This window comes from Deinococcus metalli (genome assembly GCF_014201805.1).
GTDB lineage: Bacteria > Deinococcota > Deinococci > Deinococcales > Deinococcaceae > Deinococcus > Deinococcus metalli.
Genome location: NZ_JACHFK010000001.1, coordinates 890,178 through 915,889, shown reverse-complemented (window position 1 = coordinate 915,889; position 25,712 = coordinate 890,178). Strand labels below are relative to the sequence as shown.

General features: G+C 69.2%; 29 protein-coding genes and 1 tRNA gene. 13 read left to right on the top strand and 17 right to left on the bottom strand.

Going from position 1 to position 25,712, the window contains the following annotated elements:
* Positions 1 to 20 precede the first annotated feature (20 nt).
* Both HNQ07_RS04465 and HNQ07_RS04460 read left to right on the top strand, forming a co-directional pair.
* Positions 21 to 1,448 carry an amidase family protein gene (locus tag HNQ07_RS04465; protein WP_308430861.1) on the top strand — a complete coding sequence of 476 codons (1,428 nt, stop codon included), beginning with the start codon at positions 21 to 23 and terminating at the stop codon, positions 1,446 to 1,448.
* 52 nt (positions 1,449 to 1,500) lie between these two features.
* A tRNA-Val gene (locus tag HNQ07_RS04460) sits at positions 1,501 to 1,575 on the top strand.
* 102 nt (positions 1,576 to 1,677) lie between these two features.
* Here the strand turns inward: HNQ07_RS04460 and HNQ07_RS23955 are convergent.
* The 4 genes from HNQ07_RS23955 to HNQ07_RS04445 form a co-directional block, all read right to left on the bottom strand.
* A complete protein-coding gene (locus HNQ07_RS23955) occupies positions 1,678 to 1,809 on the bottom strand; it encodes a hypothetical protein (protein WP_260322701.1) in 132 nt (43 codons plus the stop codon).
* 109 nt (positions 1,810 to 1,918) lie between these two features.
* Positions 1,919 to 2,101, bottom strand: coding sequence for a hypothetical protein (locus tag HNQ07_RS04455; RefSeq protein WP_184109658.1), 183 nt, complete (start codon positions 2,099 to 2,101; stop codon positions 1,919 to 1,921).
* Positions 2,102 to 2,168: 67 nt separating this feature from the next.
* Positions 2,169 to 2,423 (bottom strand): DUF892 family protein, encoded by a 255-nt coding sequence (locus tag HNQ07_RS04450; RefSeq protein ID WP_260322772.1) that lies wholly within the window; start codon positions 2,421 to 2,423, stop codon positions 2,169 to 2,171.
* A gap of 320 nt (positions 2,424 to 2,743) precedes the next feature.
* On the bottom strand, positions 2,744 to 3,181 hold the full coding sequence (locus HNQ07_RS04445) for a hypothetical protein (RefSeq protein WP_184109656.1): 438 nt from the start codon (positions 3,179 to 3,181) through the stop codon (positions 2,744 to 2,746).
* Positions 3,182 to 3,231: 50 nt separating this feature from the next.
* Between HNQ07_RS04445 and HNQ07_RS04440 the strand changes: the two genes are divergently transcribed.
* The 3 genes from HNQ07_RS04440 (at position 3,232) to HNQ07_RS04430 (ending at position 3,998) form a co-directional block, all read left to right on the top strand.
* Complete coding sequence (locus tag HNQ07_RS04440; RefSeq protein WP_184109655.1) at positions 3,232 to 3,378, top strand: hypothetical protein; 147 nt, start codon at positions 3,232 to 3,234, stop codon at positions 3,376 to 3,378.
* 182 nt (positions 3,379 to 3,560) lie between these two features.
* On the top strand, positions 3,561 to 3,803 hold the full coding sequence (locus tag HNQ07_RS04435; protein ID WP_184109654.1) for a hypothetical protein: 243 nt from the start codon (positions 3,561 to 3,563) through the stop codon (positions 3,801 to 3,803).
* A 48-nt stretch (positions 3,804 to 3,851) separates the two neighbouring features.
* Positions 3,852 to 3,998, top strand: a complete 147-nt coding sequence (locus HNQ07_RS04430; protein ID WP_184109653.1) for a hypothetical protein — start codon at positions 3,852 to 3,854, stop codon at positions 3,996 to 3,998.
* A 20-nt stretch (positions 3,999 to 4,018) separates the two neighbouring features.
* On the opposite strand, the gene HNQ07_RS04425 is transcribed toward HNQ07_RS04430, so the two are convergent.
* Complete coding sequence (locus HNQ07_RS04425) at positions 4,019 to 4,402, bottom strand: hypothetical protein (protein ID WP_184109652.1); 384 nt, start codon at positions 4,400 to 4,402, stop codon at positions 4,019 to 4,021.
* Positions 4,403 to 4,452: 50 nt separating this feature from the next.
* Here HNQ07_RS04425 and HNQ07_RS04420 point away from each other — a divergent pair, with 50 nt between their 5' ends.
* Positions 4,453 to 5,064, top strand: coding sequence for a RusA family crossover junction endodeoxyribonuclease (locus HNQ07_RS04420; RefSeq protein ID WP_184109651.1), 612 nt, complete (start codon positions 4,453 to 4,455; stop codon positions 5,062 to 5,064).
* Positions 5,065 to 5,092: 28 nt separating this feature from the next.
* Here HNQ07_RS04420 and HNQ07_RS04415 read toward each other — a convergent pair whose 3' ends face one another.
* The gene (locus tag HNQ07_RS04415; protein WP_184109650.1) at positions 5,093 to 5,476 is read right to left on the bottom strand and encodes a DNA-binding protein; all 384 of its coding nucleotides are present in this window, start codon (positions 5,474 to 5,476) and stop codon (positions 5,093 to 5,095) included.
* A 274-nt stretch (positions 5,477 to 5,750) separates the two neighbouring features.
* Here HNQ07_RS04415 and HNQ07_RS23950 point away from each other — a divergent pair, with 274 nt between their 5' ends.
* Positions 5,751 to 5,876, top strand: a complete 126-nt coding sequence (locus HNQ07_RS23950; RefSeq protein ID WP_260322700.1) for a hypothetical protein — start codon at positions 5,751 to 5,753, stop codon at positions 5,874 to 5,876.
* On the opposite strand, the gene HNQ07_RS04410 is transcribed toward HNQ07_RS23950, so the two are convergent.
* From HNQ07_RS04410 to HNQ07_RS04400, 3 genes are all read right to left on the bottom strand, one after another.
* Positions 5,851 to 6,114, bottom strand: coding sequence for a hypothetical protein (locus HNQ07_RS04410; protein ID WP_184109649.1), 264 nt, complete (start codon positions 6,112 to 6,114; stop codon positions 5,851 to 5,853). The two genes, HNQ07_RS23950 and HNQ07_RS04410, sit on opposite strands and share 26 nt — an antisense overlap.
* Positions 6,115 to 6,195: 81 nt before the next feature.
* Positions 6,196 to 6,453 carry a hypothetical protein gene (locus HNQ07_RS04405; protein ID WP_184109648.1) on the bottom strand — a complete coding sequence of 86 codons (258 nt, stop codon included), beginning with the start codon at positions 6,451 to 6,453 and terminating at the stop codon, positions 6,196 to 6,198.
* Positions 6,454 to 6,582: 129 nt separating this feature from the next.
* Positions 6,583 to 6,810, bottom strand: coding sequence for a hypothetical protein (locus HNQ07_RS04400; RefSeq protein WP_184109647.1), 228 nt, complete (start codon positions 6,808 to 6,810; stop codon positions 6,583 to 6,585).
* A gap of 804 nt (positions 6,811 to 7,614) precedes the next feature.
* Here HNQ07_RS04400 and HNQ07_RS24340 point away from each other — a divergent pair.
* Positions 7,615 to 8,832 (top strand): tail fiber protein, encoded by a 1,218-nt coding sequence (locus HNQ07_RS24340; protein WP_308430862.1) that lies wholly within the window; start codon positions 7,615 to 7,617, stop codon positions 8,830 to 8,832.
* Between the two features lie 835 nt (positions 8,833 to 9,667).
* Here the strand turns inward: HNQ07_RS24340 and HNQ07_RS04390 are convergent.
* From HNQ07_RS04390 to HNQ07_RS04380, 3 genes are all read right to left on the bottom strand, one after another.
* Positions 9,668 to 10,711, bottom strand: a complete 1,044-nt coding sequence (locus HNQ07_RS04390; protein ID WP_184109646.1) for a GGDEF domain-containing protein — start codon at positions 10,709 to 10,711, stop codon at positions 9,668 to 9,670.
* A 176-nt stretch (positions 10,712 to 10,887) separates the two neighbouring features.
* On the bottom strand, positions 10,888 to 13,350 hold the full coding sequence (locus tag HNQ07_RS04385; protein WP_184109645.1) for a putative bifunctional diguanylate cyclase/phosphodiesterase: 2,463 nt from the start codon (positions 13,348 to 13,350) through the stop codon (positions 10,888 to 10,890).
* A gap of 153 nt (positions 13,351 to 13,503) precedes the next feature.
* Entirely contained in the window at positions 13,504 to 13,791 is a 288-nt protein-coding gene (locus HNQ07_RS04380) for a hypothetical protein (protein WP_184109644.1), read from the bottom strand.
* 220 nt (positions 13,792 to 14,011) lie between these two features.
* Between HNQ07_RS04380 and HNQ07_RS04375 the strand changes: the two genes are divergently transcribed.
* Positions 14,012 to 14,227 (top strand): hypothetical protein, encoded by a 216-nt coding sequence (locus tag HNQ07_RS04375; protein WP_184109643.1) that lies wholly within the window; start codon positions 14,012 to 14,014, stop codon positions 14,225 to 14,227.
* Positions 14,228 to 14,365: 138 nt separating this feature from the next.
* On the opposite strand, the gene HNQ07_RS04370 is transcribed toward HNQ07_RS04375, so the two are convergent.
* Positions 14,366 to 14,695, bottom strand: coding sequence for a cyclic-di-AMP receptor (locus tag HNQ07_RS04370; protein WP_184109642.1), 330 nt, complete (start codon positions 14,693 to 14,695; stop codon positions 14,366 to 14,368).
* 101 nt (positions 14,696 to 14,796) lie between these two features.
* Positions 14,797 to 15,306, bottom strand: coding sequence for a transcription initiation factor IIE subunit alpha family protein (locus HNQ07_RS04365; RefSeq protein WP_184109641.1), 510 nt, complete (start codon positions 15,304 to 15,306; stop codon positions 14,797 to 14,799).
* A 434-nt stretch (positions 15,307 to 15,740) separates the two neighbouring features.
* Between HNQ07_RS04365 and HNQ07_RS04360 the strand changes: the two genes are divergently transcribed.
* The 3 genes from HNQ07_RS04360 (at position 15,741) to HNQ07_RS04350 (ending at position 18,681) form a co-directional block, all read left to right on the top strand.
* Complete coding sequence (locus tag HNQ07_RS04360; RefSeq protein ID WP_184109640.1) at positions 15,741 to 16,490, top strand: ABC transporter ATP-binding protein; 750 nt, start codon at positions 15,741 to 15,743, stop codon at positions 16,488 to 16,490.
* A complete protein-coding gene (locus tag HNQ07_RS04355) occupies positions 16,480 to 17,745 on the top strand; it encodes an ABC transporter permease (protein WP_229831734.1) in 1,266 nt (421 codons plus the stop codon). Before HNQ07_RS04360 ends, HNQ07_RS04355 begins: the two co-directional genes overlap by 11 nt.
* 84 nt (positions 17,746 to 17,829) lie before the next feature.
* The gene (locus HNQ07_RS04350; protein WP_184109639.1) at positions 17,830 to 18,681 is read left to right on the top strand and encodes a metallophosphoesterase family protein; all 852 of its coding nucleotides are present in this window, start codon (positions 17,830 to 17,832) and stop codon (positions 18,679 to 18,681) included.
* 80 nt (positions 18,682 to 18,761) lie between these two features.
* On the opposite strand, the gene HNQ07_RS04345 is transcribed toward HNQ07_RS04350, so the two are convergent.
* Positions 18,762 to 20,693: a fasciclin domain-containing protein gene (locus HNQ07_RS04345; protein ID WP_229831735.1), complete on the bottom strand. Its 1,932-nt coding sequence runs from the start codon at positions 20,691 to 20,693 to the stop codon at positions 18,762 to 18,764.
* A 244-nt stretch (positions 20,694 to 20,937) separates the two neighbouring features.
* Entirely contained in the window at positions 20,938 to 24,120 is a 3,183-nt protein-coding gene (locus HNQ07_RS04340; RefSeq protein WP_184109637.1) for an FtsK/SpoIIIE family DNA translocase, read from the bottom strand.
* Positions 24,121 to 24,259: 139 nt separating this feature from the next.
* On the opposite strand from HNQ07_RS04340, the gene HNQ07_RS04335 reads away from it, so the two are divergent.
* Positions 24,260 to 24,661: a M67 family metallopeptidase gene (locus HNQ07_RS04335; RefSeq protein ID WP_184109636.1), complete on the top strand. Its 402-nt coding sequence runs from the start codon at positions 24,260 to 24,262 to the stop codon at positions 24,659 to 24,661.
* A 46-nt stretch (positions 24,662 to 24,707) separates the two neighbouring features.
* On the opposite strand, the gene HNQ07_RS04330 is transcribed toward HNQ07_RS04335, so the two are convergent.
* The gene (locus HNQ07_RS04330; RefSeq protein ID WP_184109635.1) at positions 24,708 to 25,712 is read right to left on the bottom strand and encodes an ABC transporter permease; all 1,005 of its coding nucleotides are present in this window, start codon (positions 25,710 to 25,712) and stop codon (positions 24,708 to 24,710) included.

Sequence of the window (25,712 nt, the reverse complement as noted above, 5' to 3'; positions counted from 1 at the left end):
CCCTGCACTAGAGTGCGCGGGTGACTTTCCAACCCGATCTGGCCGGTGCCGACCCGGCCCGCGTCCTCACGCTGGACGCCACGGCCCTCGCCGACGCGATCCGCATGGGGGCCATCAGCGCCAGCGAGGCCACCCGCGTCTACCTGGACCGCATTGACCGTCTGAACCCCCGGCTGCACGCGGTGATCACCGTCAACCCGGGGGCCGCCGCGGACGCCGCCGCGCTCGATGGCCTGCCCGCCGCCGAGCGCGGCGTGCTGCACGGCGTGCCGATGCTGATCAAGGACAACATCGACGTGGCCGGCCTGCCCACCACGGCCGGCAGCGTCCTGATGGCCCGGCACGTGCCGCGGGAGGACGCGCCTGTCGTGGCGCGGCTGCGCGCGGCCGGCGCCGTGATCCTCGGCAAGGCGAACATGACCGAGTGGGCGAACTTCATGACGCTCGGCATGCCCAACGGGTACTCGTCCTGTGGCGGGCAGACCGTGAACCCGTGGGGGGCGGATCTCGACACCGGCGGCTCGTCGTCCGGCAGCGGCGTGGCGGTGGCCGCCCGGCTGTGCGCCGCCGCGATCGGCACCGAGACCAGCGGCAGCATCGTCAGCCCGGCGCACCAGAATGGCGTGGTCGGCCTGAAACCCACCCTGGGCGCCGTGCCGCGCACCGGCATCGTGCCGATCAGCCACAGCCAGGACACAGCCGGGCCGATCACGCGCAGCGTCCGCGACGCCGCCCTGATCCTCGGCGTGATCGCCGGACCCGATGAGCGCGACCCTGCCACCCTGGGGGTAGCTAGCCCCGCGGCCCTTCCCGCCTCGCTGCGCGGCGCCGTGATCGGCGTGATTCGGGACGAACCCCACGTGTCTCCCGCAGACCACGCGGCCCAGGACGCTGCCGCCGCTGCTCTGGCACAGGCCGGCGCCACATTGCGCGACGTCACCTTCCCCACGCGCGCCGAGCTGGACGCCGCCGGCTGGATGCTCGACGTGCTGGTCTACGAGTTCCAGGGTGGCCTGAACGCCTATCTGAGCGGCGTGACGGACGGCCCCCATACCATGCGGGACGTCATCGAGGGCAACGACGCCCAGCCGGAAACCGCCCTGCGCTACGGACAGATCCTCCTGCACGCTGCCCACGGCACGCGCGGCGACGCCAGCGAGACCCACTACCGGCAGGCCCGCCGCCGCGACCTCGACCTCAGCCGCAACCGGGGCCTCGACCCCCTGTTCGCCGGCGGCGTGCACCTCCTGCTGTACCCTGGCATCCACGGCTGCCCGCAGGCCGCCAAGGCCGGCTACCCCAGCCTCGCGCTGCCCACACCTCCGCAGGACGGCCGTCCCGCCGGCGTGCTGCTCGTCGCGCCGGCGGGCAGCGACGCGGCGCTCCTTGCGCTCGCCGGCGACCTCAGCGACACGCTGGGCGGCGTCACCTTCCCGGCCGCCGAGTGACACGCTCCCCCTTGTCATCCCGATTCAAGTTGATTAGCATGACGGCTCGCCCGGGCGGTTAGCTCAGCGGTAGAGCTCTCGCCTTACAAGCGATAGGTCGGGGGTTCAAATCCCTCACCGCCCACCACGAAACAGCCCGCCCAGCGCGGGCTTTTTCCGTTCTAGCAAGGTAGTCGTTTGTGCGCCGCGCGTAACGCCTGAATCAGCCCACCAGCGTCAGCTCGCCAATTCACAGCGCCCAGGCCGTGCGTTCGCTCTTGTACACCGACCGGTACTGGTTCATCGTGAAACTCACGCTGGCATGCCCGAGCTGCGTGTTGACCACCCTGACCGTCTGCCCCGCAAATTGGCTGGAGTGCACGGTCAGCGACCAGCCGACGCTCAGCGAACAGATTCAGCAGGAACTGAAGCAGACCAACTCGGCCGGAGACTTGGTGCTCGACCTCATGGAGCAGGCAGCGAATGAACTGCTACACGAGCGCGGAGAGAGGATGCAAGCCGGCGCGCCGGACATCGACGCCGATCCGCTCCTGGCCGAGCAGCAGGACGCGCCGCCCGCGCCCGACGTGCCGCCGAACATGCCCCTCGACCCGGTGCAGCCCGGTGAGGCCCTGCCGTTCCCGATCGATGACCTGGGTGGCGCCGACCACCATGTCGCACCGTGGGGGCGACACGACCAGCGCCCACCCGGATCTTCAGGCGGGCGCTGGAACGGGCCGGTCAGGCGCGCGCCGCGTCCTGGTCGATCGTGTTCGACGCCGACGTCAGTGCGAGCTCCGTGTCCCTCTCCTCCTGCTCTGTCGTACGGAGCAGCGTCGCGTGCTCCTGCAGCCCAAGCACCTCCGCGTACCGTACGACCGTGCCATACCCCGCGATCTCGTAATGCTCCACACGCTGGGCCGCCGCGATCAATCCGGCGTCCTTCGCGGCCGGGAGGACGTCCTCCTGGATCATCTCGTCCCACTCAGCAATCAGCCCCTGCGAGGTCTTTCAGGGTCGTGAGTGTCGTCATAGCGCCTCCTTGGGGAGCGTCTACTGTGCGCGGGTGACGCCACCCCATGCCTTGAATGGCGTGAAGCGCGACGGGGAACCCTCATCGACGTGGGCGGCGCACCCACATTGAGTGTGCCGGTCCCGCTCAGCATGGACGAGCGGCAGGCCCTGAACCAGCTGGAAGCCGTGGCGCGACCGGTGGTGGCGAACACGCCGCGCCGGCAGCGCCGCTTGTGCCGGTTGGTCAGCCCAGCTGCGTGGACGGTCGCATGAACCCGCTCGCCGACTAGGGCATGGCGCCCTCAGCTGGGGTGATCTTGCAGCGTGAAGCCGTATCCGCCCTCGGTTCTGAAGCCCCAGCACAGCCGCAGGGTGAACGCAATCGGGCCATACGGCGTCGAGACCGACACCGTCATGTCAAACGGCAGGGGTGGCTTGAAGAGGGCCGACTGGCCTTGGCGACTCGCCTGCAGGGCCAGCGCGTCCAACGTCCCTGGGCCGACGACGACCAGGTAGCGTGCCGAATCCACCCGCGTGTTGAGAGGCGCGGTCACCGTCAAGTCCTCCTGCTGGAAGGTCACGTGATCCACCGTGACGGGCCGTGTCCCCCGGTTCAGGATGCGCAGGCGGACGCCGGTCGGGCCAGGACGTGCCCGGTCCTCCTGACGTTCTACCCGGCTAAGCAGCAGGCTGCCCTGTTGCATCACGTCCAGCACGCGCTCGTGTTCGGGAAAGTCCATGCTTCAGCCTACCCGTCGCTGTCGGGTCGGCGCGTCGGCGTGGAGGGAGCTTGACCCCGGTCCTCGAAGCGATCACGGCCGAGGAGCGCCAGGCCCTGAACCAGCTGGAGGCCGTCCTAAGACAGGGCTGGCAGGGCTTCATCGACGTGGGCGAGGCCCTCCTGTCCAGCTGCGACCAGCGCCTGTACCGCGCCTAACAGCTGATCGATGCGGCCGAGACCAGCAGCACGCTCGTGACAACCATTGGTTTACAGCCGCAGAACGAGCGTCAGGCGAGGGAGTTGAAGGAAGCCGCGAAAGTGATCGGCGAACTGAGCCGGAGAAGGTCGTCGCGGTCGCCCAGTACCTTCACACGGCGACAGGTAGCGACCGGCCTAGTATGAGCCAGGTCAAGGCCGCGGCCGAGGTGGCGGCGGCCATCGACGCGCACGCGACCGTGCCGCATCCAGATACCGGGCAGGAGGTGAAGCTGCACGAGCTGACCGGGGAGCAGCGCGCGGCGTCCATCGCCGAGAACGTCACGGCGGGGACGTACGAGCGTCTGAAGCGGCGGGAGGGGCACATCCAGGCCAGCGTGCAGGCCAAGGTATCCAGCGGCACCCCGACCTGGGCGGACTGGTGACTGACGTACGCCCAGCAGTCGCTGACAGCCACGCAGGAGCTGCGGATCGTGGTGAAGCAGGACGCGAGCGGGAATTCGACCGTGCAGGCCCTCGTGGTGGACACGGAGGGCCACCAGACCATTGCGTATGGGGATGCGGCCACCTCCTTGAAGAAGGCTGTCCTGAACTTCGCTGAGGAGGTGAAGGGCTCGTGATTCACACGAAGGCCTTTGCCTCAACTGGACAGGCGAACCACCGTGTCAGCCCCCACGTCGCGCTCCGGATCCCAGCGCAGCGGCCACGCGTAATACCAGTGGCCACCAACCCGTACACCCAACGGCTTGCGGTAAGGCGGGCGGAAGGTGACACCCGGCAGATCCTGCATCCAGCGCGTGGGCAACGCCACCAGGCCCCGCACCTGCATGTCGCGCCCGTACCTGCGATTGGCGTCCTCCAACTCTTCACTGGTCAGTGCCGAGACGTCAAACGGTACTGTCGACCCATCGGCCTGCAGTACGGCGGTGTTCCCGTCATACGACACGGCGTGAAAGCAGGGCACAGGGATGATGCCCATGTCAGCGTTCAAGTCCGAAGTGAGGGGATACACCAGTGGCGTCATACGGCTGAGGGTACGCCGATCACGCCGAACGTGCAGGCGTGGCAGCCCCGATGAACCCTTTCCCGACGCGCGACGCTGCTGAGGCGTACCTGAGCCGCATCCCGGACCTCGCGCAGCGCGCCGCGACGCGTAGCCGGCTGGGCCTGTACGCGCTCACAGCCCCCGTCGTCCAGCCGGCCCCGCTACCTACGCCCAGTGCGGCCCCGCGAGTGGACGAGGTTCTGTCCCTTCTGCCACCTCGTCCAGCAGCGCCGCTGCCCGGCGTCCTGACCTTCACCCTGCCGTATCCGCCCAGTGTGAACGCGATCTGGCGCGCGGTCGTAATCACAGTGAAGGGCCAGCCGCAGGCTCGCACCCTGTTCAGCCAGGAAGGCCGCGACTACCGGCGCAGCGTGGCGGCCGTCATCGCCAGCCTGCGCCACTCCACCGCGCGCCTTGCCCTGCACCTGACGGCCTTCCCGCCGGGCCGCCGGGCGCAGGATCTCACCAAACTGCTCAAGGCGCTGGAGGACGCCCTGACGCACGCGCACGTCTGGGCGGACGACTCGCTGATCGACGATGTGCGCGTGACGCGGGGGCCGGTCATGCCAGGCGGCCGGGTGGACGTGGTGATCACGCCACTGATCAGCACGCTGTTTGATGGAAGGGACGCGGATGTCTGAGCCGGCCCGCACCGTGGCACTGGGTCTGTCAACACGCCCGCTTGACCCACCCCGCCGGTTCCTCGACCGCGCGCCGCTCCTGTTCGGGCACCACGGCCGCGGCGTCCAGGGCTGCCACCACGCGCTCCGCCCATGCTCGACCTGCGTCTCCGCCCCGCAGCAACCACGCCACGTGCATCCGGTGGGGCCGGCCCGTCGATCCCACCAGCCTCGGCTGGTCATGCGACGCGAAATACGTGGCCAATCGCCGCACCGCGCTGGCCGTCATGGGCTTACCGCAGGCCAGCCGTTCGGCCATGCGTTGCCCCGAACCGCTGCCGGCGTATGGGAGGGCCTGACGCAGTGCCAGGCCCTCTCGGGCCGCGGTGACGACGTCGGCAGGAACGTTCAGGTCAATCTTGGGGGACTTCACACGGCACTGTCTCTGGGTCCGCTGGAAGGAACTGTGGAGAGACGCGCAGTGTGGGCATTCGGTCAAAGTCGTGCCACGTCTGGGCGCATGCCGCGCAGTGCGTGGGGTCCGCTCCCTTGGGCGTACCGATGAGCCGCCGGAACCGTCAGGCCACCCGCCGCGCCGTCAGCAAGCGCCAGCGGCAGCAGCTCCTGCCGCGCGAGGTTGAGCGTGAGCCGGACCCGCAGCAGCGGCCCGCCTGACCGCGTGGGTCCGGCGCGAGGTGCACGGCTTCGTGCGTGCGCGCGAGCCGTTCTACCTGTACCAGCTCGGCCTGAAGGACGTGTGCCGCGGCGTGAGCGCCCCGCAGGCCACGCGGCCGCACCCGGACGTGATCAGTCGGCAGCGGAGGCCAGCGTGAGGTCCTCCAGCAGCCGGTACCGGCCCCGTTCCAGGCGCTCAATGCACTTGCCGCTTCCCGGTGTGGGATGGAGCGCATTCACGCACAGGTCCTGCGTCAGCACCGCCCGGACCTTCGTCACCGACCATTCCGTCCCTCCAACGCACACCTGTTCGAAGACTTCAAACAGCCAGAACGCCCGGTCGGGCCGATGAGTGACGAGGTCTTCGACCACCAGAATCAGGTCGTGTGGGGACATGGTGGCTCCATGCTGGCCACGCTGGCCTCACCGGGGTCTTTCGTGGGGTCGCATTAACACGGAACGCCCCGTCTACAGCGTTCACGAACGACACTCCTGAGCGGTCCGCACCCGGTACCGTCCGCGCTCGACACGCTCCAGTTCCTGCGTTCGCCGGCCGGTAAGATCGGGCTCTGGCGCGCACATATCGTAGGTCACCATCCGGCGAATGGACAGTTCCTTGTAGGGCGTGCCTCTCGCCCGCATGAACTTCGCCACCTCGACCGCAGAAAACGTCTGGTCGTCCCGCGCCTGGATCAATACGGGTATGGCAGCGAGGATGTCATCCCGGCACGTCACTGCGCCAGTGTGTCGAGAGAACATTTGGTGCGACTGCCAGCACGGCTACAGATGCCACGCCGAACCCACGTGCAACTACGTCATTTTCGGTGCATGTGTCCGGGTGAGGCGGACGACCTGGCGTGCCAGTCAGGTTGGCGGAGGCGGTCGGACGACGACCCGCAATGCCCCGATCAGCGCGAGCACATTGGCATGACCCTCGGACGTGTCCACCCCGGTCGCGATGATCTGTCCGTCCTGCGAGATGGCGACGTAGTGCGTGGTCGTGCCATTTCGCCGCAGCTCGTAGACCGCGTGTGTACATGCCAGCGACTGGAGGTACCTCCAGGCCTCAATGGCGGCGGGGGGCTGATACATGGCAGCGAGTGTAGGAATTGCTACGAAATTACGGTGGCGGCGCAGAGCGCTGCGGCCTTGAGCATTCCCGTATTCCACGCCCGATTCAGATCAAGGAGCGTTCACCAATGAGCGCCGCCCACAAGGTGAGTATCGCCAAGCCAATAAACATGGCCGACCTGGTCGCCTCGCTAACCGAGGACGCCACCGGCTAGACGAAACCCAGGCCGCAGCGCCGTCTGTCTGGACCCCAGAGGGAGGGGTCACGTTCCGCCAGCTCATGCGGCAGGCGCGTACCCTGGCCGAGTGTTGGTACCAGGCCCTCCATGTGTGGGACACCAAGACAGCCAGCGAACTCGTGACGCCCACAGTGACCGCCAGCAGCGGATGGTTCCAGCCTACCCTCAGCGCCAGCAGCAGCGGAAACATGGTCGGGTACGCTACATCTCGTACACCCGCGTGCGTACGCCGATGGGCTGGCTCAGCGAGCAGGCGGGGGCGCAGACCCTGCGCCAGCACGACAGCGCGCTGTTCGACCGGTTCCGCGCTGGGCAGGAGCTGGCGAGGCTGAGCCACCCCACCGGGTGCGGCTGGAATGGGGCGCTGGGCCGGGCCCTCGTCCATTCACCGCCGGCACCCTCATGAACATAGCACCGTGACGGCACTGTCAGACACGCGGCGGCACGATCACAGACGTGAAGACACGTCTCGCAGCCCTGGCCTGCGCTGCCCTGCTGCTGACCAGTTGCTCCCACGTCATCTTCCCAGGCTCGGCCGGCACATGGAATGCCGCCACCTGGAACGCCGCCACCTGGAAGTGAGGCCATGAAACTCGACCTGAAGTCCGCTCTGCTCGGCGCCACCGTCGTGATCTCCGCCGCCTACGCCGCCGACACTGTTCCTGACATGATCGCCTACGTCTTCAAACCTGGCACCCCTATCCGGGCCGATGAAGTCAACGCGAACTTCGCCGCGCTCGCCCAGCCCATCACCACCGCCCGCATCGCCGACGGCAGCGTGACCGCCCCCAAGCTCGCCACGTCCGGCTCCGGTAGGGCCGGGGACGCACTGACGCTCGCCACCGACGGCTCCCTGACGTGGGTTCCTGCCGGCACCGGACCCCAGGGCCCCACCGGCCCGCAGGGCGCCAAAGGTGATCCTGGCGCGCCGGGCCCGAAAGGCGACGCTGGGCCCACCGGCGCGAAGGGAGATACCGGTGCCACCGGCGTCCCCGGCCCCATCGGCCAGACGGGCCCCGTCGGTCCGACCGGCGCGCCAGGAGCAAAGGGCGACATCGGTCCAGCCGGCCTCAAGGGAGATATCGGACCGGTCGGCCTGAAGGGCGATACCGGCGCCACGGGACTCCAGGGCCCGGCCGGCACCACGGGTGACGTCGGCCCAACTGGCCCCCAGGGTTTGAAGGGTGACACCGGATCGGTTGGCCCGGCGGGTCCCGTCGGCCCCATGGGCGCACAGGGCACCAAGGGGGATACCGGTGCCACCGGAGCTCCGGGCGCGACTGGCCCCCAGGGCACAAAGGGCGATACTGGAGCCATAGGTGCCACCGGCCCGCAGGGCATCAAGGGCGATACCGGCGCAACCGGTCCGCAGGGGCCAGCAGGTCTTCAGGGCATCAAGGGTGATACCGGCGCCACCGGAGCTACGGGCTCCACCGGTCCGCAGGGCGCCACGGGTCCTCAGGGTCCGACCGGCCCCTCCGGCACGGCCACGCTCCTGGGTGAGAACCCCTACTTCTCGATGGGCGACGGCAGCGGCAGCGGCGCCGAATGCACCATCGGTGAAATTACCCTGACGGCCGCCAACTTCGCGGCGGCCGGCGGACCCGCGATGCTGGCCGACGGCCGACTCCTGTCGATCAACCAGTACACGGCCCTCTTCTCGCTGCTCGGTGTTCAGTACGGCGGGAACGGGACGTCGACGTTCGCCCTGCCCGACCTCCGGAACGCCGCCCCCAAATCCAGCAATGGCGCCGCCGCGCACTACGTCATCTGCACGCAGGGCTATTACCCCAGCCGGAACTGACCCGCCTCTCCATCCAACCTGCCCCCGCCCGCGCGGGGGCTTCGTTATTCCAGAGGAGGTAACCCGAGCCGTGCCGCAGTTCCCCATGACAGATGCATGTCTCGTGCGGCCCCATGACAGATGCATCCAGGTGCCGGCCTGGCAAGCAGGGCACCACCAAGGCCCAGCTCGCTAGGCTCCCCACCTGCGGCGCCAATCGCACCTGGATCGGGACGCTCTGCACCCTCCCCGCCCAAGACATTCAGCGCCAGTGATGTGACGCTGCCCGTTTCGTGCACGGCGTACACCACAGCTGGCAACTGAGCGTTCCCCCAACCCCGTGAACGCAACGGACGTGGTCCCACGTCAACCGGAGATTCTATCCACCTCTCCACGTTGCTCCAGAATTCTCAGCCGACACCCTCCAACTCCATCCAGTTCAACTTGATAGAAGGCTGAAAATAGGTGCAAACTCGCCCCGTAGTCCTTACCCAGGCAGCGACGCAGCTTCTTCAGCGCTTCGGACACCAGGCCCCAGCCCCGCGGTACCACCAGCATCAGCACCGGGCGTGGTACGTCCATACTAGAATGTTATAGCTGAGGTTCGCATAGGACTGCGGCCCTCTGCGCGTGCGTAATCCTACACGGAACGAGCTGGAATGAAACGGGACGACGCGGACTGATAACCACGAAAAATGACGTCTGGAACGTGACAACGCGGCATGAGATGGAACGGCAGGCGAGGGGGCTATGTTCTCCTTACAAGCGATAGATCGGGGGTTCAAATCCCTCACCGCCCACCACCTGCACCGCCCCATCGAATCGGGGGCGGTGTTTTCCATCAGGGCTGAACGGTCTATCCGGTCGCTGCGTGCGTCAGCGTTTCGGGTTCTGGAGGGCTGATCGGCAGCGCGCAGGGGACCACGGCCCGTCCAGATTCCACGCGGTTGCGGCCCTTGACCTTCGCTTCGTACAGCCGGGCGTCAGCCAGCCGGAGGAGGTCCCGAACGGTGTCCACTTCCGGTGGCCGGGCCACCCCGACGCTGACCGTCACGGAAGGGCCGTTGACGCCGGGCCCCCGTTCGACCCCCACCCGCATCCGCTCCGCGCTGTCCAGCGCGTGATCGGCCGCCAGGGTCACGAGGAACTCCTCGCCTCCCCAGCGGGCCACGTGAGCGTGGGGTCCGGCCGCCGCCTGGAGCGTGCGGGCCACGCCGCGCAGGACGTCGTCCCCGACGTCGTGACCCAGGGTGTCGTTCACCGTTTTGAAGTGATCCACGTCCACCAGCACGGCGGACAGGGGAGAGCCGGCATCGAAGGCGCTGTTCAGGCGGGCCAGCGCCGCGCGGCGGTTTTCCAGGCCGGTGAGGGGATCAGTCAGGGCAAGCCGCTGGGCGATCTCGCGTTCTGCCCGTTCCACTGACAGCTGGCGGCCGTAGGTGGACAGATGGGCGATCAGCACGCCGCACAGCCCCAGTTCGCCCAGCAGGGTCACGTCTCCGCCCCGCAGCAGGACCACCCCGGCGTACCCGGTGAACGCCACCACCACGTACACGACCGCCCACCCAGCGCGCAGGATGCTGAAGGCTGCTACGAACAGGAACACGCCCGTGAACAGCAGCCGGGCCGGCGGCGGCGTGGGCGTGTTCAGTGCGTCCAGCAGCTGATCCCCGACACAGAGGGTCGCGGCGATCAGCACGCCGTAATCGATCATCTGCCAGTGCACGCGTGTGAGGGCCAGCAGCGCCGCCGTCACGCCGCAGATCATGCTGCCGGCCAATGCCTCCACCGGCACGTGACCCGAGGCCTGGAGCACGTCTACAAGGGCAATCACGAACTGAATCACGCTGGCGACCGCCGCGACCACCGTGTACGCCCGCCGGCGGGCGTGTTCCGTCACCCGCCAGCTCCTGGGGCGCAGCGCGGGTGCAGGCATGCCGCAGACTAGGACGGCCCGTGTTGCACTTTCCTTACCCCACCCCGCCCGGACAGGTAGGTTCGACGAACGGCGTGGCACCCTCCGATCAGGCCGGGAGCCACGTCATGCCTGTCCGGGCGTTGAGACGCCGAAGGCCCTCACAACTCCAGGGGGAGCACAGCGGGTCCGGCCGGAGCTGCGGAGGTCTGTGCCAGCCGCGCCTGCACCGTAGCCAGGCCCTCGGGCCGGGCCAGCAGGAAGCCCTGCACGCGCTCGCAGCCCAGGTCCGTCACGCTGCTGAGCTGCACGCGCGTCTCGATGCCCTCAGCGACCACGTTCAGGTGCAGGGAGTGCGCCAGGGCCACGATGGCCTGCACCACCCGGTCGGTGCCGTGCGTCTGCCCCAGACCGCGGATCAGCGAGCGGTCGATCTTGACGGTGGTCACCGGCAGCTGGAAGAAATAGCTGAGCGGCGTGTTGCCCGCGCCGAAATCGTCGATGGACAGGCGAACGCCCAGGGCGCGCACCTCGCGCATCTTCTGGGCCATGGAGGTGAGGTCGTGCAGCATGATCCGCTCGGTGAGTTCCAGTTCCAGCCACTGTCCATCCACACCGTGCCGCGACAGCAGTCGGCGCAGGTCATCCACGAAGCCCGGCCGGGCAAACTGCAACGGTGAGACGTTGACCGCCACCAGCACGGGGGCCAGCCCGTCGCGCTGCCACTGGGCGAGCTGGCGGCACGCCTCGCCCAGCACCCACGCCCCCAGTTCCACGATCTGGCCGCTTTCCTCCGCGATGGGAATGAATTCCGCCGGGGGCACCTCCCCGAGTTCCGGGGACGTCCAGCGCAGCAGCGCCTCGAGCGAGACGAGGCGGCGTGTGCCGGACTCGAACAGCGGCTGGTACACCAGCTGGAATTCCTGGTTGGCCAGGGCCACGGACAGCCGCGCCGTCAGGTCCGCGCGCACCTGCACGGCGTGGTTCATCTCGGGTGCGAAATAGCAGATGTTGTGTTTGCCGCCGTGCTTGGCGCGGTACATGGCCGCGTCCGCCTGCCGGTGCAGGGACGCGGCGTCCAGCGCCGTTTCCGGGTACAGGGCGACGCCGATGGACGCCGTGACCCGCGCCGTGTGCACGCCGACATGGATGTCGTGCCCGAGGCCGTCCAGGATCCGCCGGGCGATCATCGCCACGTCTGCGATCTCCGTCACCTCGGTCAGCAGAACGATGAACTCGTCGCCGCCCAGCCGGGCCACGGTGTCACTGTGCCGCGTGAGTTCCCGCAGCCGGTGGGCCGTGACGCGCAGCACCTCGTCGCCAGCCTCGTGTCCGCTGGTGTCGTTCACCAGCTTGAAGCCGTCCAGATCGATGTACAGCACCGCCAGCTTGCGGTCGTAGCGTGCCGCGGCGGCCACCGCCTGCCCCAGCCGGTCCCCGAACAGCACACGGTTGGGCAGGCCCGTGAGCGCGTCGTGCTGGGCCTGGTGGGCCAGGTGGGCGCGGCTGAGTTCCAGTTCGGCCGTGCGCGCCCGGACCTTCTCCTCAAGTTCCACGGAGAAGGCCTGGAGCTGCGTGTTCGCTTCATGCAGTTCCGCCGTGCGGCTTGCCACGCGCTGTTCCAGATGCTGCGCTGCCCGGTGCAGGTCCCGCGTCAGTGCGGCGTTTTCGGCGAACGCCACAGCCTGCCGGACCATCACCAGCGCCGCCACCAGCAGCGTGCACCACAGCACGCCGCGCCCCGTGAAACTCACCGTGCCCCCCAGCACGGTGGTCAGCAGCAGCGCCGCGGTGGCGGCCGCGGCCACGTACGGCCCCACCGCGAGCACCTGCGACGTCATGGCCGGTCCGCTGCTCTGCGTGAGGTGGCCGCGGCCCCGGCGCAGGGCGGCCACGCCGAACAGCAGGCCGCCGTACCCCCAGAACAGGTCGATGGCTGCGCCCGGCACGTACGCCTGCGACGCGCTGAGTTCCGCGAACCCGGTGTCCGCCACGATGAACGCGGCGAGTGCCAGGGCGATCAGCACCGTGACCGGCCGTGGCAGGTCCTGGTGCCGGGTGAGCAGGAGCAGCACCAGGCACAGCAGCACGAGGTCCGATACGGGATACGCCAGCGCGATGGCGCCGGTCAGCGGCTCGGAGCGGTAGGCCTCCACCAGTCCGGCCAGCAGGAACCGCCACGAGAACACGCCCGCCGCCGCCGTCATGATGCCCACGTCCAGGCCCAGCCGCAGCCAGCCGGTGCGGCTCAGGCGCGGGCGGGGGAACAGCAGCAGGGCGGCGCCGACCAGCGGGGGAAACATGAGGAACAGGGCGTCGGCCAGGCTGGGGAACGGCGCGACGTGACGCACCACCTGCAGGTACGTGAAGACCATCTGCGCCAGCCCGAAGGCCAGCAGCCCCACACTGACGCACGCCCACGCGACCGCCTCGCGCGCCGCCCCGACCCGGCGGGCCGTTCCGGCACACAGCCACGCTGACACCACGAACGCCGGCACATACAGCAGGCCGGCCAGCAGCGGCTGGATGTCGGCCGGTCCCCAGCGGAACACCAGCCAGGAGGTGTGCAGCAGCCCCAGCGCCGCCAGCAGCACGGCGGGCACAGCACTCTTCAGCTTGGGCATCGGCACCTCCGTTCAGGGCGGCAACTGGCGTTACCTGCCTGCCCCACGCTAGTCGAGGTGCCCTCGCTCAATCCTTACGCTCCGGGGGCTGATATTGCGAAATGTCGCCTTTCTGCCGGGCTGGCCCGTTCGGTCGCGGCGAACCGGTGTCCCTCACTCGACGGTACGGAAGACCTCGCGGCGGCCGGACATCACCAGCGGCGTGAAGCGCGCGTACAGCGCCCCCCACGACGGATGGCTCATCTCTGCCCGGGCGCGGGCCTCCACGTCCGCGAGGTCGGCCGCCGTCTCCTCGAGCACCATGGTGTAGAAGTCCCCGGTGACGTCCGCCAGGATGCGGACGCTGCCCTCGGGCGACAGGGCCGCCATCTCCTTGAGCAGGGGAATGCCCTCCTTGGCCTTGCCAAACTGGAGCTGGAAGATGTTCCGGACGACAATCATCTCGATCCTCCCCCCGGCTGCCCTGCACCGACGTCGGCGCTCCTGAGCCGGTACGTCCAGCATACTCTGTTGCAAAACGTACAATTCAGATGTGAGCCCACCGGCGGGAGGTGGTTCAATCGAGCGCGGCTGTGGATGTCATTCGCGAGTGGCGGGCGACCTGCACTGGCCATTGACTGCACTCTCACCGCCCCGCCATGCCAGGAGCGCACGCTGGGGCATGACGCGCCCAACGGATGACGCCAGCGTGGGAACTGCCCTCACAGATCAGCAGGCCACGGATCTGCACGCCAAGCCAGGCCGGGGTGCCCGGCATGAGCCCGGTGCCGGCGAGGACACCGGAGAGGACGCGACGGCGCTGGAACCGGACGCCACCCATGACCGACTGGACAACGACAAGGACCTGCAGGACGAGGGCGGAACGCGCCGCCGTTGACGGTTCCTGAAGCGGCTTTGAGTGCGCCCGGTCGTCGTGACAGGCCAGCGTCTCCAATGACAGCACTGGGAATTGCCATAGAGCAGCCAGCCCAGCAAGTGACACGCCGGGCCAGTTGGTCTTGTAGTCCTGCGGCGCTCAGACCTTGACGAATTCCTGCACACCCATGACGAACATGACCGCGCCGCCCACCGGCACCTCGACGGGATCACTCACCATGCTCTCGTTCTGCTCGCCCATGGGGACGCTTGGGGCGACCAGTCGGGTGCGGGTGCGACACGTCTGTTTCACGAGGCGTTTGAGGTCGTCCAGGCGCTCATCGCTGACACCGATCATCAGAGTGGTGTTGCCCTCGCGCAGGAAGCCGCCGGTGCTGGCGAGCTTGGTCACGTCGAAGGAGTGATCGGCCAGGACGCGCATCAGGGCGGACGCGTCGGCATCCTGAATCACGGCGAGAACCAGCTTCATGACGCGGAGAATACCAAAAACGCTGTCTGCCTGCCGTCAGCAGAACCCAAAAACGAGCCGAGCCCCCTCAGGGGGCTCGGCTGGAAGCGGTGCGGGAACGCTTACGCGACCTGCTTCTTGCGTGTGGTGGGCTTCTCGGCGGCAGGCTGTTCCTGGCCGAGGGCCTGGGTTTCCTTGAGACGGAAGATGACCAGGCTGCCCACGAAGGTGCAGGTGATCATGCCGTGCGCGTTCAGCAGGCTGAGGGCGGCCATTACGTCCTCGCGGGTCATGCGCAGCTGCTCGCTCATGTACAGGGCGCTGTCGGCGCGGCCTTCGAGGTAGTCGCGGACCTTCTTGGCCGCGTCGGTGAGCGGCGTGGCGGGCACGTCGGCCAGGCCGGGGTCGGCGAGGCCGTACACGGCGCGGGTGCCGGTGCCGGGCAGGCGGCGCACCCGGCCCTGGTCGAGCAGGCTGGCGAGCGCGGCGCGCAGGTGAGACAGCGCGAGGCTGGTGGTCTTGGCCAGTTCGGTCTCGACCCATTCGGGCTTGCTTTCAAGAGCGCGCAGCACCAACTTCTCGTTGGCGCGGCGGGTTTCCTGCAGGTCTTCGAGGGTAGGGGGATTGAACATGCGGGCCTCCGGGGGCAACTGCGGCGCGGGCCGGGTTCAGCGCGGCCACAGGTGGAAGGGGTGTCGAGTGACCAGCCGGATACCGTCGGGGGGAGGGGCTGACCACAGGACTGATGTGCAAGTGCGCCGTTCAGCGCAACTTTCCTATTATATTCATTTTTTCTCTCATTTTTGATGAGGAAACGGGGTGTTGACATTGATGGTGAGGGCGGAATTCGCCCACGCTGCGTTGAAAGAGCGGCCTGGACGCCACTTCCTGTTCCGGCGTCTGTCCGGTATAGACGGACGTCTGAATCGGTTCAGGTGAACGGTGCGGTGGGCGGTCTCAGGCGGGCCGTAGGGGTGGTGTTGACCTGCGGTCTGGCTCCGGCAACCCGGCGCGCCGCGACCACGTAGCCTGCACCGAATGAGATCAATCTGCACACGGGGGCGGCATGCTTGAACTGCACGACATCACCAAGAGCTACGGCACTTTCCAGGCCCTGCGCGGCGTGTCCCTGACGGCCCGGGACGCCGAGGTGTACGGCCTGCTCGGCCCGAACGGCGCCGGCAAGACGACCCTGCTGCGCATTCTCGCCACGCTGCTGAGGCCCAGCAGCGGGGGCGGCACCGTCAGCGGCATCGATCTGCTGCGCGACCCGGAGGCCGTGCGGCGCATCGTCGGCGTGGTGAACGGCGGCATGGGGCTGCCCGCCCGCCTCACCGGCCGCGAGGTGCTGCGCTCCTTCGCGGGGTTGTACGGCATGACCCGTGCGCAGACCGAGGCCCGGATCGCGGAACTCGACGACCGCCTGGAACTCGGCCGCACGCTGGATGTCCGCGCGGGCGAGTACTCGTCGGGCATGAAGCAGAAGGTGGTGATCGCCCGCGCGGTGCTGCACGACCCCGCTGTCCTGATCCTTGACGAGGCGGCCAGCGGCCTGGACATCTTCGCGCGGCGCACCCTGCTCGACTTCGTGCAGGCCAGCCGCGCACCGGGCCGCCTCACGCTGTACTCCACCCACGTCATGAGCGAGGCCGAGGAGGTCTGCGACCGCGTGGCGATTCTCCACCACGGGCAGCTGCTCACGGTGGGCACCCTGGCGCAGGTGCTGGAGGCGACGGGGGAACGCAGCCTGGAACGCGCGTTCTTTGAACTCGTGCGCGAACACGACCAGCGTGGGGAGGCCGCCCGTGCCGTCTGAACGTCTCCGCCCCGGAGTGGTGTGGCGCATCGCGGCCCGCGACCTGCTGTCCACCCTGCGCGACCGCCGCACCCTGAACGCCACCATCCTGATGCCCATGATCCTGATTCCGCTGTTCACGCTGGGCCTCCCGCTGATGCTGGGCAGTTTCATCGGCGGGCAGCAGCAGGCGCGGCAGAAACTCGGCGTGGTCGGCACCCTGCCTGCCGCGCTGGAGACCGCGCTCACCCGCGACGAGCGGCTCGCCAACGGCACGCTGATCCGCGCCGGCGTCACGCTGGTGCCGGTCGAGAACGCCCGCGCCGCCGTGCAGAGCGGCGCCGTGGACGCGGCCGTGCAGCCGGCGGGCGTGATTCCCACGAGCGCTGGCGCGGCTCAGGGCACACTGGAGGTGTACGCCAAACTCAACAACCTGCGCGCCCAGGCCGGCGCGTTCGCCAAGGTGCAGGACGTGGTGAACGCCTACAACCGCACACTGACCCTGGATCGCTTAAAGGCGCTGGGCCTGGGAGCAGGCGTCCTCACTCCGGTGGTGCTCCGGCCCGTGGACGCCAGCCCGCCCCAGGAGCAGCGCAGCGGTCAGCTCGCGTTCCTGATTCCCATGCTGATGCTGCAGTTCATCCTCAGCGGCGCGATGGCGACTGCCGTGGACGCCACCGCCGGGGAGAAGGAACGCGGCACCCTCGAAAGCCTGCTGGTCGCCCCGGTGCGGCGCAGCGAGGTGGTGGCCGGCAAGCTCCTTGCCACGACCATCACGGCCCTGACCAGCGCGTGTTTCAGCGTGCTCGGCTTCATCCTCAGCGGCCTGCTGGTCGGGGCCTTCACGCGCGGCCGCAGCGGCGCCAGCGCCGAGATCAGCCAGGCGATGGGCGGGCAGATCACGCTGGGCGTGGGCAGCGCCCTGGCCCTGCTGGGCGTTGCCCTCAGCGCCGCCCTGCTGATCAGCGCCCTCCTCATCACCGTGGGCATCTACGCGCGGTCGTTCAAGGAGGCGCAGACGTACATCGCCCCGCTGTCCCTGGCCATCGTGATTCCGGCCGTGATGTTGCAGTTCAGCGACTTTCTGACCCTCGGCCCCGGCCTGTACGCGCTGCCGCTGTTCGGCGGCATGCTGACCCTGCTGGAGATCGTGCGCGGCACGGTCACCGCGGCGCACGTGCTGCTGGCGATGGCCGCGAACCTGGTGGGCACCGTGCTGCTGGGCCTGCTCGCCCTCCGCTCCTTCGGCCGCGAGGAAGTCATCTTCCGCAACTGAACGAGGCCGGGCGAGTCTGCCCATGTAGAGCAAGCGTGGCGCGGCAGACGATCGCCGGACCACCCGGCCGTAGAATGCCCCGCGATGCGGGCGGCGATCATTGCGGACATCCACGGCAACGCCGACGCGCTGAACGCGGTGCTGGCCGACATTCACTCGCAGGGCGCCGACCGGGTGATCGTGAACGGCGACGTCGTGAACCGCGGGCCGGATTCCGTGCAGGTCATGGAGCGGCTGCTGGATGAGCCGGACGTGGCCTTCACGCTTGGCAACCACGACGACCTGCTGCGCCTGTGGCACGTCCGCAGCGACACCCTGCCGCCGGACTGGTTCGACGATCCCTTCTGGGGCGCGACCGTGTGGAGCATGCACCAGCTCGACCGCGCCGGCCTGCTGCACGAGCCCGCCACGTGGAACCGGACCCTGACGCTGGAGGTGCCTGGGCTGCCCCGCGTGCTGATCGCACACGGGACGCCGCAGCACTACCGGGAGGGTCTCAGCGAGCGCACCCCGCCGCAGCGGATCGCCGCCCTGCGCCAGGCTGACGACGGCGGCGAGTACGGCGTGCTGGTCGGCTCGCACATCCACCGCCCCGCCCATGCCACGGTGGACGGTACGGTCGTGCTCAACACCGGTGCAGTCGGCTTCCCGGCGACGGGCGATCCCCGCGCTCAGTACCTGCTCCTCACGGCCACGCCAGCCGGATGGCGCCCGGAGTTCCGGGCCGTGCCATATGAGCGTGGGGACGTGCTGAACCGATTCGCCACCAGCGGCCTGCTCGGCACTGGCCTGAGCGCCGAGATCTTCCGCGAGGAACTCGTCCGCTCTCGCAGCCTGTACACACCATACTGGGACTGGACCGAGTCCGGGCACGTGCCCCGCACGCCAGCCACCTGGGAGCAGTTCCTGCGGACGCATCCCGCCGCCGTGTCGTGAGGGGCCGCCCCGCTAGGACAGCCAATCAATAAGGACTAGCCCGCTCTGATACGAGAGCGGGCCTGAGGACTGGGGAACGCTTACTTCAGGGTGGGGGGAATCAGCACCGCGTCGATGCTGTAGACCACGCTGTTGCCCGCCGTCATGGGCACCGAGTTCGCCAGCATGCCGCCGGTGATGGTGGTGCCGCTCAGCACGCCCAGCATGATGTTGCCGCCATCGCCCTTCAGGTCGATGCTGCTGCCTTCCAGGCTCTTGAGCTGGGCGACGTTCAGCCCGGCGTCCACGACCTTGCCGCTCACGACGTGGAACAGCAGCACCTGCTTGAGCTTGGCCGGATCGGCGTTGAGCATGTCCAGCGTCGCCTGCGGCACCTTGGCGAAGGCGTCGTTGGTCGGTGCGAAGACCGTGTAGTCGCCCGTGGCGAGCGTGTCAGCCAGGCCGGCCTTCTGGATCAGCGAGACCAGCGTGCTGTACTGCGGCAGACCCTGGAGCAGGGCCACGACATTCGCGGGCGCCGCGGTGGTCGTCGTTGTGGCCGTGGTCGTCGTGGCGGTGGCCGCCGGCGCGGTGGTCGTGGTGGTCGCGGTTGAGGTGGTCGCGGTTGAGGTGGTCGCCGCCGCATCCGTCGTGGTGGTCGTGGTCGCCGTCGCGTCGGTGGTCGCCGTCGTGGCCGCAGGAGCCGCGGGAATCACGAGGTTGGGGGGCAGCAGCACCTTGTCGATCACGAAGATCGTGCCGTTGTCGGCCTCGATGGGCGCGCCGTCCACCTTGGCGCCGCCGACCATCTGCATGGTGCCGTCGGACGACACATCGATGCTGTTGCCCTCGGCGCTGGAGACCTGCTTCACGCCGGCGAGCTGTTCGGCCGTCTGCTTGCCCGCGACCACGTGGTACAGCAGCACCTTCTTGAGCGTGTCGGGATCGCTGGCGATCAGGGCCAGCTGATCCTGGTCAAGCGCGTCGAAGGCGTCGTTGGTCGGCGCAAAGATGGTGTACTCGGTCGAGGTCAGCTGGTCCGTCAGGCCCGCGTCGCTCAGCAGGTCGCGCAGCGTGGAGAAGCGGTCGTCGCTCACCAGCACGTCGTACAGCGTGTTGGTGGACATGGCCTGGTCGGCCTGGGCGCTGGTGTCGGCCGCCGCCGTGTCAGTGGTGGCCGTGTCCGTCGTTGCGGTATCGGTCGTCGCCGCGGCGTCGGTGGTGGTGTCGGTCGTCGTGGTGGCGTCGGTCGCCGCCGTATCGGTGGTCGCGGCGGTGTCCGTCGTGGTGGTGGCCGCGGCGTCCGTGGTGATGGTGGCGCCGCTCAGCGGCAGGGCCGGGATGGACGAGATGTCGACCGCGGGCGGTGCCGAGGCAGCGGGCGCCGCGGCCGTGGTATCAGCCGGGGCCGTCGTGTCGGTGGTCGCGGTGTCCGTCATGGCGGTGTCGGTCGTCGCCGGGGCTGCGTCAGCAGCCGGTGCGGGAGCGGGCGCCGGAGCAGGGGCCGGTTTCGGCGCGGGAGCCGGCGCCGGGGCAGGCGCGGCGGCGACCGGAGCGGCCGTGTCCATCGCGGGCATCAGCACCGTGTCGATCACGTGCACGATCCCGTTACAGGCCATCACGTCGGCCTTGGTGACGCGGGCGTTGTCCACCATGACCATCTTGCCGTTCACGGTGATCAGGACGTTCGAGCCTTCAGCCGTCATGGCGTTGGGCATGGTCATGACCTGCGCGGCCGGCACCTTGCCCTTCACGACGTGGTACAGCAGGATCGAGCGCAGCATGGCCGGGTCGTTCAGCGCGGTGGCGAGGGTATCGCTGGGCACCTTGGCGAAGGCGGCGTTCGTCGGCGCGAACACGGTGTACTGCCCGCCTTCCAGCGTCTGGGTCAGGCCGGCCGCGTCCAGGGCGGTGGCGAGCGTGCTGAAGTTCGGGTCGCCCTTCACGATCTGGGCGATGCTCTTGCACGCGCCCGGAGCCGCAGGCGTGGCCGGAGCGCCGCCGCCGCCGGCGAGGGCCGGGGTCGCGAGCATCAGTCCGAGCGTGAGCAAGCTGGTTTGCCTCTTCATCGAATCACCTCTGAATGAAACTGGATTGCCAATTGTCCGAAATCCAATCTTCCCCACCGCGCCTGAAAATGCAACACGCCGCGCACAGAGCGCAGGTCTTCTAAACGAAGACCGCACCGGAATTGGTGCGGCTCTCACGTCAGCCTCATGCCATACGCCAGCTGTCCACGGGTCAGTTCGGGCGTGGGCGGCGGACAGCCGAGCCGCGTTATTTGCCGAAGTACTCGGGCAGGTCCGCCTCGGTGATCAGCACGTCCCGCGGCTTGCTGCCCTGGTGCTTGGACACGATGCCCATCGCCTCCAGCAGGTCCATCAGCTTGCCGGCCCGGGCGTGCCCGACCGACAGGCGGCGTTGCAGCCTGGACACGCTGCCCTGGCCCTCCTCAATGCAGATCTGCGCCGCCTGCCGCAGCAGCGGATCGCTGAAATCCACGTTCGCCCGGTCGGCACTCGGCCCCGACGCCTCGATGCCGCCCTCGAAGTCCGCACCGTACGCCTCGACGAACACGTCCTCGAACACCTGGCGGCGCAGCAGTTCCGTGATCCGCACCGACTCCAGTTCGCTGATGTACGGTCCCTGGAGGCGCATCGGCTTCACCAGGCCCGGCTGGTAGTACAGCATGTCGCCCATGCCGGTCAGGCGCTCGGCGCCCATGGCGTCCAGGATGGTGCGCGAGTCGTGGCTGCTGCTCACCGCGAAGGCGATGCGGGCCGGAACGTTCACCTTGATCAGGCTGGTCAGGATGTCCACGCTGGGCCGCTGCGTCGCCAGCACCAGGTGCATGCCGGTGGCGCGGGCCATCTGCGCCAGGCGCATGATCGCCGACTCGACTTCTTTCGGGCTGGTGATCATCAGGTCCGCCAGCTCGTCGATGATGATGACCAGGTGCGGCAGTTCCACCTCGCCCGTCTGGCGCATCTTGGCGTTGAACTGTTCGAGGTTCTTCGCGCCAACCTGCGACATCATCTTGTAGCGCCGCTCCATGTGCGCGACCGCGCCCAGCAGCACCCCGGCCGCGTCCACCGGATTGGTCACCACGCTGCGCACCAGATGCGGAATGCCGTCGTAGGGCGTCAGTTCGACCATCTTCGGGTCGATCATCAGGAAACGCAGCTCGGTCGGCAGGTACTTGAAAAGCAGGGACGTGATCAGCGTGTTCACGCACACCGACTTCCCGCTGCCGGTGCTGCCCGCCACCAGCAGGTGCGGCATCTTGGCGAGGTCCCCGACCATCAGCTCGCCGTCGATGCTCTTGCCCAGGATCACGGGCAGGCGGGCGCGCGTGGCGCGGAACGACGGCGCGGCCGCCGCCTGGTGGAAGGTCACGGGTTCGCGGTCGGCGTTGGGCACCTCCAAGCCGATCACGCTCTTGCCCGGCACCGGCGCCTCCACGCGCACGCCGCCCACCGCCAGTGCCCGCGCCAGGTCGTTGCTGAGGCTGGCGATGCGGCTGATCTTCTCGCCGGGCGCCGGTTCGATCTCGTAGCGCGTGACGGTCGGGCCGCGCGCGAAGTCCACCACCCGCGCCTGGAGGTTGAAATGCCGCAGCGTCTCGTCGATCACGCCGGCCCGCTGCCGCGCAGAGGCGTCGAGCTGCGCGGCATTCAGCGCCGCGAGCGGCACCGGGTCGAGCAGCTCGTAGCCGGGCAGCTCCAGCGGCAGCGCGCCCACAGCGGGCCGGTCGACGGTATCGGCGCTGGCGCCCTCCGGCTCGTCGTCCCACGGAGCCGCGCTGGGCGCGCGGGCCTGCACACCTGCCCGGCCCAGCAGCGGATCGAGGGCGCGCGGGGGCACCGGCTCCAGCCGGGCGGGCGCTGCCGACTCGGTGCCGTCTGGGCCGAAGGGTAGATCGTCGTCGTCCCAGCCGCTGAAGGGATCGAGGCCACTGGTGGGGGCCGGCGCCGCCGGAGCGCTGGGGGGTGCGGCCGGCTCGTCCAGCAGCGCGACGGCACTCGACCGCGCGACCGGCCGGGCGGGGGAGGGGAGCGCCGGGGCGACGTCCGGCTCGGCTGCACTCTGGGCCGCGCTGGAGAAGTCGAAGTCCATGCGCGGCGGCGTGGCGGCCACGGTCATGCTCATCGCCTCGGCGCGGCGCAGCGCTTCCTCCTGCGCGCGGGCCAGCCGGGCGCGCCAGCCGTCCAGATCGGCCAGCGTGCCGTCCGGGTCCGCGACCAGCGCGGCGGCGAGCGTGTCGGCCACCTCGGTCGGGGCGCGGTCGAAGGCGGCGGCCAGGTCCGGCCAGCCGGCGTAGTGCGCGGCGCGTTCCTGCCACGCCAGCACGTCGGCACTCAGCGCTCCCCAGCCCTCGACCCGCTCGCGGTGCGCCGGCCACTCGCGCGCCAGGATGCCGGTGTCGGCCTTGCCCAGCGCCTTCTCGGACAGCTTGCGCTCGCGTTCCAGGCGACCGGCCCGGCCGGCCAGCCGCTGCACCTCCATCACCAGCGAGCGGCGGTAGCGCTCCAGCGCGCCGCTCGCCAGGGTGCTGGGCAGCTCGGCGCACAGCTCGTGCCGGCCGGCGCGCACGTCGTTCGCCAGCGTCTCTGCGTTCGCCCCGGCGTCCGGCGCCTCGGCGGCGACCACGTCGCGCAGGTCGCGGCCGGCGTTCGCCACGAAGGTCTTCGTGACCTCGCGCCACGCGGCCAGGTCGCGGTCGAGGTGCTTGAGTCCCGCCTCGTCCAGGCCGCGCACGCTGCGCTGCGTGGCTTTCAACTCGTCGTGCTGGGCGCGCAGCTCCTTCGCCTCGGGGTACAGGCGGCGCAGCACGTCCAACTCGCGCGCGTGCGCCGCGAGGGTCTGCCGGGCCTCGGCCCGCGCCTTGGCCGCGCCGCGGCCCTCCTGGCGCGCCTCGATCACGCCCTGCACGCCCGCGCTCGCGCCGCCCAGCAGCACGCTCACGCGCCGGAACACGTTCTTGAGCAGCGACAGCGGCGAGAGCCGCAGCATGAGTTCCACGCCCAGCGTGAGGGTGACCAGCGGCAGGATCACGGCCGCGTAACTCACGGCGCGCAGCAGGGGTTCCATCACGCGTTCCGCGAGCTGGCCCGCGGCCCCGGCCTCCACCACATCGTGCAGCGCCATCACCGACAGCGTGACCAGGACGCCGCCCAGCGCGCGGCGGGTGAGGTTCTTCAGGTCGCGGCCCAGGAACACCAGCACGCCGTATGCGAACGGGATCAGCGGCAGCAGGTACGCGCCCCAGCCGAGCCACTGCACCACCGTGGTGCGCACCTCGGTCATGACACTCACGGTGCCGTCGCGCTGCACCTGATCGGCCGGCACCAGCAGCACCGTCACCGCCAGGAAAATACCGAGCGCGAACAACACCAGTCCGAGCGCCTCACCGTCAAAGCGGCTGACCGGGGGAGCGCTTTTCGCGCGGGCCTTCGCCATGGGGCGCAGTGTACCCCACGCCGCGCCCGCCGTGACCACTTGTGCGCGGCTGGCACGGTGTTTGACGTGAACAGCAGGTCAACGGTCGCGGCGTCCGGATCGCCCGCGGCCCCGGCCCGCCGGATGCTCTAATGCGGGCGTGATCCTGCACCTGCCCGGCGTGCTCACGGCGGCCCTGTGGGCGCACGCCGAGCGCGACGCGCCCAGGGAATGTGTGGGCGTCATCGGCGGCACGGTTCACGGTGCAGAGTTCAGGGGCGTGGCACTGTACCCGCTGCCGAACATCTCCGCCCGCCCCGAGTCCGAGTACCTCGCGGACCCCGGCCGGTTGCTGCGCGCCCTGAAGGCCATGGACGCCGAGGGCCTGAGCCTGATCGCGCTGTACCACAGCCATCCCGCCGGCCCCGCGTGGCCCAGCCCGACCGACGCGCGCCTGGCCCGCTATCCGGTGCCGTACGTGATCGCGGACGTGACCTCGCGCGTGCTGGCGGCCTTCCGGCTCCCGGAGGGCGACCCGGTGCCCATCGCCCAGGGGTCATGACGGTGGGCGAGGAAGCGCGCGCCTCCCCGCCCGTCCGAGATGGCCGTTACTGCGTGCTTCGGGGGTCGAGCACGTCCCGCAGGCCGTCGCCGAGCAGGTTGAAGCCCAGCACCGTCAGGAAGATCGCCAGGCCGGGGAACACCATCGTCCACGGGGCGTCCACGTAGTACTGGCGCGAGTCGCTGATCATGGTGCCCCACTCCGGCAGCGGGGGCTGCGCGCCGATGCCCAGGAAGCCGAGCGCGGCGACCTCGATGGTGGCCGTGGCGATGCTCAGGGCGCCCTGCACGATCAACGGCGACAGCGAGTTGGGCAGGATGTGCCGGAAGATCGTGCGGCCCTGCGACGCGCCCAGTGCTCCGGCCGCCTGCACGAACTCCCGCTCGCGGATCGACAGCACCACCGAGCGCGCCAGGCGCATGTAGACCGGCACCTGCACCAGCGATACGGCCAGCATGGCGGTCACGAGTTGCGGACTGTTCAGCGCGAACAGCCGGTCGAGTCCTGCGATCAGCAGCGGCGGGTTGTCGGTGCTGAAGATGCTGGCAAACCCGATGGCGAGCAGGATGCCGGGGAAGGCCAGCATCACGTCGGTGAGGTAGCCCATGACGTTGTCGAACCACCCGCCGAAGTAGCCGGCCAGCACGCCCAGCAGCGAGCCGATGACCAGGGCCAGCAGCGTGCTCACCACGCCGACCTTCAGCGAGATGCGGGTGCCGTGCAGCGTGCGCGCGTACACGTCGCGGCCCAGGTTGTCGGTGCCGAAGGGGTAGGCGAGCAGATTGACCTTGCCGCTGACCGGATCGCGGTACACCTCCGCCACGTCCTTGTTCCACAGCGCGGAGATGGAGGGAGGCTTGAGGTTCAGGCGGTAGTTGCGGTCTGTCGTGGGGTCGTAGGGTTTGATGAGCGGCGCGAACACGGCCAGCAGCACGAACAGCGCCACGATGACCGCGCCGGTCTTGCCGGGGCCGCTGCGCCGGAAGCGCCGCCAGAAGATGCTCTCCTGCCGTTTCGGGCGCGCCGGGGTGGGGGCGGTTGCTGAGGTCAT

Coding starts and splice junctions, on each gene's coding strand:
- HNQ07_RS04455 (WP_184109658.1), bottom strand. CDS start 2,101: ATGGTGGTCGGCGCCACCCAGGTCATCGATCGGGAACGGCAGGGCCTC.
- HNQ07_RS04445 (WP_184109656.1), bottom strand. CDS start 3,181: ATGGACTTTCCCGAACACGAGCGCGTGCTGGACGTGATGCAACAGGGC.
- HNQ07_RS04435 (WP_184109654.1), top strand. CDS start 3,561: ATGAGCCAGGTCAAGGCCGCGGCCGAGGTGGCGGCGGCCATCGACGCG.
- HNQ07_RS04425 (WP_184109652.1), bottom strand. CDS start 4,402: ATGACGCCACTGGTGTATCCCCTCACTTCGGACTTGAACGCTGACATG.
- HNQ07_RS04420 (WP_184109651.1), top strand. CDS start 4,453: ATGAACCCTTTCCCGACGCGCGACGCTGCTGAGGCGTACCTGAGCCGC.
- HNQ07_RS04410 (WP_184109649.1), bottom strand. CDS start 6,114: ATGTCCCCACACGACCTGATTCTGGTGGTCGAAGACCTCGTCACTCAT.
- HNQ07_RS04400 (WP_184109647.1), bottom strand. CDS start 6,810: ATGTATCAGCCCCCCGCCGCCATTGAGGCCTGGAGGTACCTCCAGTCG.
- HNQ07_RS24340 (WP_308430862.1), top strand. CDS start 7,615: ATGAAACTCGACCTGAAGTCCGCTCTGCTCGGCGCCACCGTCGTGATC.
- HNQ07_RS04385 (WP_184109645.1), bottom strand. CDS start 13,350: ATGCCCAAGCTGAAGAGTGCTGTGCCCGCCGTGCTGCTGGCGGCGCTG.
- HNQ07_RS04380 (WP_184109644.1), bottom strand. CDS start 13,791: ATGATTGTCGTCCGGAACATCTTCCAGCTCCAGTTTGGCAAGGCCAAG.
- HNQ07_RS04375 (WP_184109643.1), top strand. CDS start 14,012: ATGACGCGCCCAACGGATGACGCCAGCGTGGGAACTGCCCTCACAGAT.
- HNQ07_RS04370 (WP_184109642.1), bottom strand. CDS start 14,695: ATGAAGCTGGTTCTCGCCGTGATTCAGGATGCCGACGCGTCCGCCCTG.
- HNQ07_RS04365 (WP_184109641.1), bottom strand. CDS start 15,306: ATGTTCAATCCCCCTACCCTCGAAGACCTGCAGGAAACCCGCCGCGCC.
- HNQ07_RS04360 (WP_184109640.1), top strand. CDS start 15,741: ATGCTTGAACTGCACGACATCACCAAGAGCTACGGCACTTTCCAGGCC.
- HNQ07_RS04350 (WP_184109639.1), top strand. CDS start 17,830: ATGCGGGCGGCGATCATTGCGGACATCCACGGCAACGCCGACGCGCTG.
- HNQ07_RS04345 (WP_229831735.1), bottom strand. CDS start 20,693: ATGCTCGCGACCCCGGCCCTCGCCGGCGGCGGCGGCGCTCCGGCCACG.
- HNQ07_RS04340 (WP_184109637.1), bottom strand. CDS start 24,120: ATGGCGAAGGCCCGCGCGAAAAGCGCTCCCCCGGTCAGCCGCTTTGAC.
- HNQ07_RS04330 (WP_184109635.1), bottom strand. CDS start 25,712: ATGACCTCAGCAACCGCCCCCACCCCGGCGCGCCCGAAACGGCAGGAG.